Consider the following 6,167-nt stretch of genomic DNA (forward strand, 5'->3'; position numbering starts at 1 on the left):
TAAGTCCTTGCGCGAAAGGGGGGGCCATGGTCCTGACGATGGGTGAGCTGGCGCGGGCTCTGGACGCGCAATGCTGGGGCGACCAGTCGATCCGCGTGACGGGTGCGGCGGAACCCGCGGCGGTCGGTCCGGTAAAAGCGGATGGCGGCACGCTGGCCATGGCCATGGCGCCCAAATACGCCGAGGCGTTGAAGCCCGGCAGCATCGCTATCCTGGCCGAAGGGATGGACCCCGAGGCTTATGGCCTGAAGGCCGCCATCTTTGCCCCCCGCCCGCGACTGGTCATGGCCGGTCTGACGCGGGCTTTCGACCGCGGCCCGGACATCGCGCCGGGCATCCATCCGACTGCGGTCATCGACCCCACGGCCACGATCGGCGACGGCGCGGCCATCGCGCCCTTTGTCGTCATCGGCGCGCATGTGCGGATCGGGCAGGGCGCCCGCATCGGGGCGCATGTCAGCATCGGTCGCGGCGCCCGCATCGGCGATCACGCGCTGATCCATCCGGGCGTGCGGATCGGCCATGACGTGACCGCGGGCGACCGTCTGATCGTGCAGCCGGGCGCGTCCATCGGCGGCGACGGGTTTTCCTTCGTCACCCCCGAGGAGTCGGGGATCGAGGAAATCCGCCGCACCCTGGGCGCCCGTGCCGCGGTCAACCAGCAGCACTGGACGCGCATCCATTCGCTTGGCGCGGTCGAGCTGGGTCACGACGTCGAGATCGGCGCGAACGCCACCATCGACCGCGGCACGATCCGGTCGACCCGCGTGGGCGACGGCACCAAGATCGACAACCTGGTGATGCTGGGCCACAACGTCGTCGTGGGCCGTGACTGCCTGCTGTGCAGCCAGGTGGGCGTCGCCGGATCGTCGGTGATCGGCGACAGGGTCGTGCTGGCCGGGCAGGTGGGCGTCAACGACAACATCCAGATCGGGGACGACGTCATCGCGGGCGGTGCCGCCAAGATCTTCACCCGCGTGCCGGCAGGCAGGGTGATCCTGGGCAACCCTGCGGTCAAGATGGAGACCCAGCTGGAGATCCAGAAGGCCATGCGGCGGCTGCCGCGTTTCGCACAACAGCTGTCCAAGCTTCAGGAAACCGTTACACGCCTGTTGGAAAAGGGCTGAACAGGAGGCGACATGACAGACGACATCACGCAGCGCATTCGGGCCATCATCGCGGAACAGGCGATGCTGGAACCTGACCAGATCACCGATGACGCGACCCCCGCCGAACTGGGCATCGACAGCCTGGGCCTGGTCGAGTCGATCTTTGCCATCGAGGAAGAGTTCGACATCTCGATCCCGTTCAACGCGAACGAGCCCGAGAAGTCCGACTTCGACATCTCGAACATGGGCACGATCATCGCCGCGGTGCATCGGCTGGTCGCGGAAAAGGCGGAATGACCGCCCCCGTGGACGAGGCGCTGATCGACGCAGGCCGCGCGGCACCCGCGATCCGGCCTGCGGCCGAGACGACCGGCCGCGGCGGGCTGCGCCGTGTGGTGATCACCGGCGCCGGCACGATCAACGCGCTTGGCCACGATGTCGCCACCACCCTGGAGGCGTTCCGCGAGGGCCGCTGCGGGATCACGCAGCTGGATTTTCGCGATGTCGATCGCTTGTCGATCCAGATCGGCGGACAGGTCCACGACTGGACGCCCGAGACCTATTTCAACCGCCAGCAGATCCTGCTCTATGACAAGTTCACCCAGTTCACCCTGCTGGCCGCCAAGCAGGCGGTCGAGCAGTCGGGCCTGCACTTTCAGGGTGCGCTTGGCCTGCGGTCGGGGGTCATCCTGGGCACGGCCGGCGGTGGGCTGAATACGTGGGACGAGAACTATCGCGCCGTCTATGAGGAGGGGAAGAACCGCGTCCATCCCTTCGTGGTCCCCAAGCTGATGAACAATGCCGCGGCCAGCCATGTCAGCATGGAGTTCGGCCTGCGCGGCCCCGCCTTCACCGTCGCCACCGCCTGCGCCAGCAGCAATCATGCGATGGGCCTGGCGTTCCAGATGGTGCGGTCGGGCGCGGCCGACGTCATGCTGTCGGGCGGGTCCGATGCGATGCTGTGCTTTGGCGGCGTCAAGGCATGGGAGGGGCTGCGCGTGATGTCCAAGGACGCCTGCCGCCCCTTCAGCGCCAACCGCAACGGCATGGTCCAGGGCGAAGGCGCGGGCGTCTTCGTCTTCGAGGATTTCGAACACGCCCGGGCGCGTGGCGCCGAGATCCTGGCCGAGGTCGTGGGCTTTGCCATGTCGTCGGATGCGCAGGACATCGTCATGCCATCGGCCCAAGGGGCCGAGCGCGCGATCACCGGGGCGATGGTCGATGCCGGCCTGAACCGCGAGGATATCGGCTATATCAATGCCCACGGAACGGGCACCGCCGCGAATGACAAGACGGAATGTGCGGCGGTGGCCCATGCCTTTGGCCATCACGCGGACCGGCTGATGATGTCGTCGACCAAGTCGATGCACGGCCATCTGATCGGCGGCACCGGCGCGGTCGAACTGCTGGCATGCATCATGGCGCTGCGCGACGGGGTGATCGCGCCCACGATCGGCTATCAGGAGGCCGACCCCGAATGTGCGCTGGACGTCGTTCCCAACGAGGCCCGTGAGGCGCGGGTCGATGCCGTCCTGTCCAATGCCTTCGCCTTTGGCGGACTGAACGCGGTCATGGCCCTGCGCCGCGTCTGATCGTCATGCGGGACACATGAAAAAGGCCACGTCCAGGGGACGCGGCCTTTTCCGTTCATGCGATGGCAGGGGCGATCACTCGGCCGGTGCGTCCTCGGCGGGGGCATCCTCTGCCGGTTCTGCATCGGCGGCCGGGGCGGGCGCGGGTGCGGCGGCATAGGCGGCCAGTTCATCGAACGCGGCGGTGAAGCCGGTCAGCGACATGCTCAGCTGGACCGGCGAATCCGGGTCGCCGCCGAAGGGCAGCAGCTGCACAGCTGCAGTGCTGCCGGCCTTCATGCTTGCCAGTTCCTGATTGGTGAAGCCAAGGCGCGCGACGCAGCCGACCGGCGCGCAGAAGCTGAACGGATAGCCGCGCATCTCGCCCGATCCGATCTGGAAGCCCAGGCCGTCGATCAGGTCCGTCTCCAGCGGTGCGACAAGGGTAGCGCCGGCGGCGACGTCGCCGTTCGACAGGGGAACCATGGTCAGTTCGGCAACCGGGTTGTCGTCGGCATCGGTCAGCAGCTTGTACATCTCGCACGGATCCTTGCCCTGATCGGCGCGGATGCAGCGGATGGTCCAATCGCCATGCTCGGACTTGGCGTAATAGCTGCCAGGTCCGTTCGGATCGCGCGCGGGCTGACCCGCGGGCGCGTTCTCGGCCGCAGGGGCATCGGCGGGCGCGGCTGGCGTCTCTGCATCGGCAGGTGCGGTGGCCGGCGCGTCTGCGGCAGGGGCATCTGCGGCCGGTGCGGCGGTCGCGGGCGCATCGGCGGCGGGGGCTTCCGCCGCGGGCGTTTCGGGCGTGGCCGGCGCAGGGGTGTCCTGGGCAAATGCGGGCCCGGTGATCAGGGCGAGGGCGGCCAACAGCGCGTGCGAATGTTTGATGAACATCAATCTTTCTTTCTTTTGCTCAACGCATTGCGGCTGATCTAGCACGGCGCCGGGGCCTTGTCAGTCCCCTGCCACGACACGATCTGTCACCAACCCTTGAGGTCGGGACATCGCACAGGATTGCGCATTGAAGAAGTTGCGTGGGAACCGAACCGACCGGACACGCGTCATGAATTGACGCGAAAGGCCGTGGCTTCCACCACGGCCCCCGACGCGTTGCGTTATTCTCCCTGCCGGACTGGCCGGTCATCATTGAGACGCACGCTAATCGCGTTGGCGTGATCCGTCAACGGTCAATGGATTTTCCCCCGATCACATAAAAAAGCCGCGCCCGAGGGCGCGGCAGTCCAACAGGGAGGAAGGTCCGGGTCACGGCTGCGATCCGGACAACTTCACCTTGCCATGAAAGCGTTAAAATTGTCTTTTCAAGGCGTGCGTTGCGCAATTTGTTGGTGGGGGATGCGATGGCCTCGGTTCTGGACCTGGATGCGGGAACGATCTTCGTGGGCGGCGCCGGCGCCGGATACGCGACCCCCGAGACGATGCTGCTGAAGCTGGCAAACCGACACGGGCTGGTCGCGGGTGCGACGGGGACGGGCAAGACCGTCACCCTGCAGACCCTGGCCGAAAGCCTGTCGGCGGCGGGCGTTCCGGTGTTCCTGGCGGATGTGAAGGGCGACCTGGCGGGGCTGGCCAAGGCGGGATCGGATCAAGGCAAGCTGCACGAGCCTTTCCTTGCCAGGGCCGGTCAGATCGGGATCGATCTGACCTATGCATCCTATCCGGTAACGTTCTGGGATGTCTGGGGCCAACAGGGCCATCCCGTCCGCACCACGCCGGCCGAGATGGGACCGCTGCTGCTGTCGCGCCTGCTGGACCTGACGGAAGCGCAGGAGGGCGTCATGGCGATCGCCTTCCGCGTCGCCGACGAGGAGGGGCTGCCGCTTCTGGACCTCAAGGACCTGCAGTCGATGCTTGTCTGGGTCGGACAGAACGCCGCCGACCTGTCGACGCGCTATGGCAATGTCAGCACCGCCAGCGTAGGTGCGATCCAGCGCGCGCTGCTGGTGCTGGAGACCGAGGGCGGCGCGAACCTGTTCGGAGAGCCGGCGCTGTCCCTGACCGATATCATCCGTCAGGACGCGGACGGGCGCGGCGTCATCAGCATCCTGTCGGCAGAGCGCCTGATGAACGCACCTCGCCTGTACGCGACATTCCTGCTGTGGCTGTTGTCGGAGCTGTTCGAGCAGTTGCCCGAGGTGGGCGATCCGGACAAGCCCCGCGTCGCGTTCTTCTTTGACGAGGCGCATCTGCTGTTCGACGACGCGCCGAAGGCCCTGATCGAAAAGGTCGAGCGGGTGGCACGATTGATCCGGTCGAAAGGCGTCAGCATCTGGTTCGTCACCCAGAACCCCGCCGACATTCCCGAATCGGTGCTTGGCCAATTGGGCAACCGGGTTCAGCACGCGCTGCGTGCGTTCACTGCCAAGGATCAGAAAGCCTTGCGCGATGCGGCGCAGAACTATCGGACCAACCCCGATTTCGACATCGCCGAGACGATCCAGCAGGTGGGGACGGGCGAGGCCGTGACCTCTTTCCTGCAGCCGAAGGGTGTGCCGGGCATCGCGCAGCGGACGCTGATCCGACCGCCGTTCAGTCAGGTCGGCCCGATCACGGATCAGGAGCGCGCGGCGATCCGGGCCACGTCCCCGATGGGGCCGAAATACGACACCGCCCTGGATCGCGATTCCGCGCACGAGATGCTGGCACGCAAGACCCAGGCCGCAGCCCAGGCGGCCAGTGTGAAGAAGGATGACGACGGGTTGTTCGACATGCCCGCCGGTGCGGGACGGGGGCGACCATATCAGGCGCCGGCACGCGAGAAGGCTGCGCCGCGCGGGCGGTCCGACAGCATCGTGCAGACCTTTGGCAAGAGCCTTGCCCGGCAGTTGGGTACCCGGACCGGGCAGGCGCTGGTCCGGGGCGTTCTGGGTTCCCTGATCAAGAAGCGCTGATGGTCACAGCGCGATGGCCGTGGCCGGCATCGGTGCGGCGTCGATCGCGGCACGCATCTCTGCCAGGATGGCGATGACCAGCAGGACGTGGCGGCGCAGGTCGTATTCGGCGGCCTGGGTCACGCGCATGTCGTTCTGGATCTGCTCCTCGGCCCGCAGGCGGGACAGGACGGCGCCTGGCGCGGGGCAGCGGTCGCTGCGCAGCAGGCGGGGCAGGTCGCGATCGCGCTTCCAGGTCTTCTGACCTTCGCGGGCGGCCCGGATCAGCGTTCCGGGACGGCGCAGGCCCTGATTCGTCGGGCGGGGGCGAAAAACGATCACGTTCGAGACTGCGGTCATGGGGCTGATCCTTTGCGTTTGCCACGCGGTCACCTTCACACAACCTTGAGGTGTGTTGCCAAAAGCCCTGCCGCAGCGCGCGGTGGAGCAAGGTTTCTTTAGGAATTGTTAGGGTCAGGACTCGTTCTCGTTTCATAGCCAGAACATGACGGTTGCTGCGAGGGCGACGGCGGATAGGAATACCTTCGGGCATCGGTCGTAGCGTGTAGCGACCCGTCGCCAGTCCTTCAGGCGTC

At 66.6% G+C, this 6,167-nt stretch carries 6 protein-coding genes and 1 pseudogene; 4 read left to right on the plus strand and 3 right to left on the minus strand.

The genetic code is table 11. The features are described from left to right. The first annotated feature begins 26 nt into the window (after positions 1-26). From LZ686_RS09915 to LZ686_RS09925, 3 genes are all read left to right on the plus strand, one after another. Complete coding sequence (locus LZ686_RS09915) at positions 27-1,127, plus strand: UDP-3-O-(3-hydroxymyristoyl)glucosamine N-acyltransferase (RefSeq protein ID WP_349547653.1); 1,101 nt, start codon at positions 27-29, stop codon at positions 1,125-1,127. 12 nt (positions 1,128-1,139) lie between these two features. Then, complete coding sequence (locus LZ686_RS09920) at positions 1,140-1,406, plus strand: acyl carrier protein (protein WP_045980857.1); 267 nt, start codon at positions 1,140-1,142, stop codon at positions 1,404-1,406. A gap of 86 nt (positions 1,407-1,492) precedes the next feature. Further along, positions 1,493-2,701 carry a beta-ketoacyl-[acyl-carrier-protein] synthase family protein gene (locus LZ686_RS09925; RefSeq protein ID WP_349547663.1) on the plus strand — a complete coding sequence of 403 codons (1,209 nt, stop codon included), beginning with the start codon at positions 1,493-1,495 and terminating at the stop codon, positions 2,699-2,701. Between the two features lie 75 nt (positions 2,702-2,776). Here LZ686_RS09925 and LZ686_RS09930 read toward each other — a convergent pair whose 3' ends face one another. After that, entirely contained in the window at positions 2,777-3,577 is an 801-nt protein-coding gene (locus LZ686_RS09930) for an invasion associated locus B family protein (protein WP_349547654.1), read from the minus strand. 464 nt (positions 3,578-4,041) lie between these two features. Between LZ686_RS09930 and LZ686_RS09935 the strand changes: the two genes are divergently transcribed. After that, complete coding sequence (locus LZ686_RS09935) at positions 4,042-5,592, plus strand: helicase HerA-like domain-containing protein (RefSeq protein ID WP_349547664.1); 1,551 nt, start codon at positions 4,042-4,044, stop codon at positions 5,590-5,592. 3 nt (positions 5,593-5,595) lie between these two features. On the opposite strand, the gene LZ686_RS09940 is transcribed toward LZ686_RS09935, so the two are convergent. Together LZ686_RS09940 and LZ686_RS09945 are read right to left on the minus strand one after the other, a co-directional pair. Further along, a complete protein-coding gene (locus LZ686_RS09940; RefSeq protein WP_045980859.1) occupies positions 5,596-5,931 on the minus strand; it encodes a DUF6477 family protein in 336 nt (111 codons plus the stop codon). 132 nt (positions 5,932-6,063) lie between these two features. After that, positions 6,064-6,167: pseudogene (locus LZ686_RS09945) on the minus strand (IS5/IS1182 family transposase); the annotation flags it as partial.

This window comes from Paracoccus sp. NFXS7, from assembly GCF_040148865.1.
GTDB classification, from domain to species: Bacteria; Pseudomonadota; Alphaproteobacteria; order Rhodobacterales; family Rhodobacteraceae; genus Paracoccus; species Paracoccus marcusii.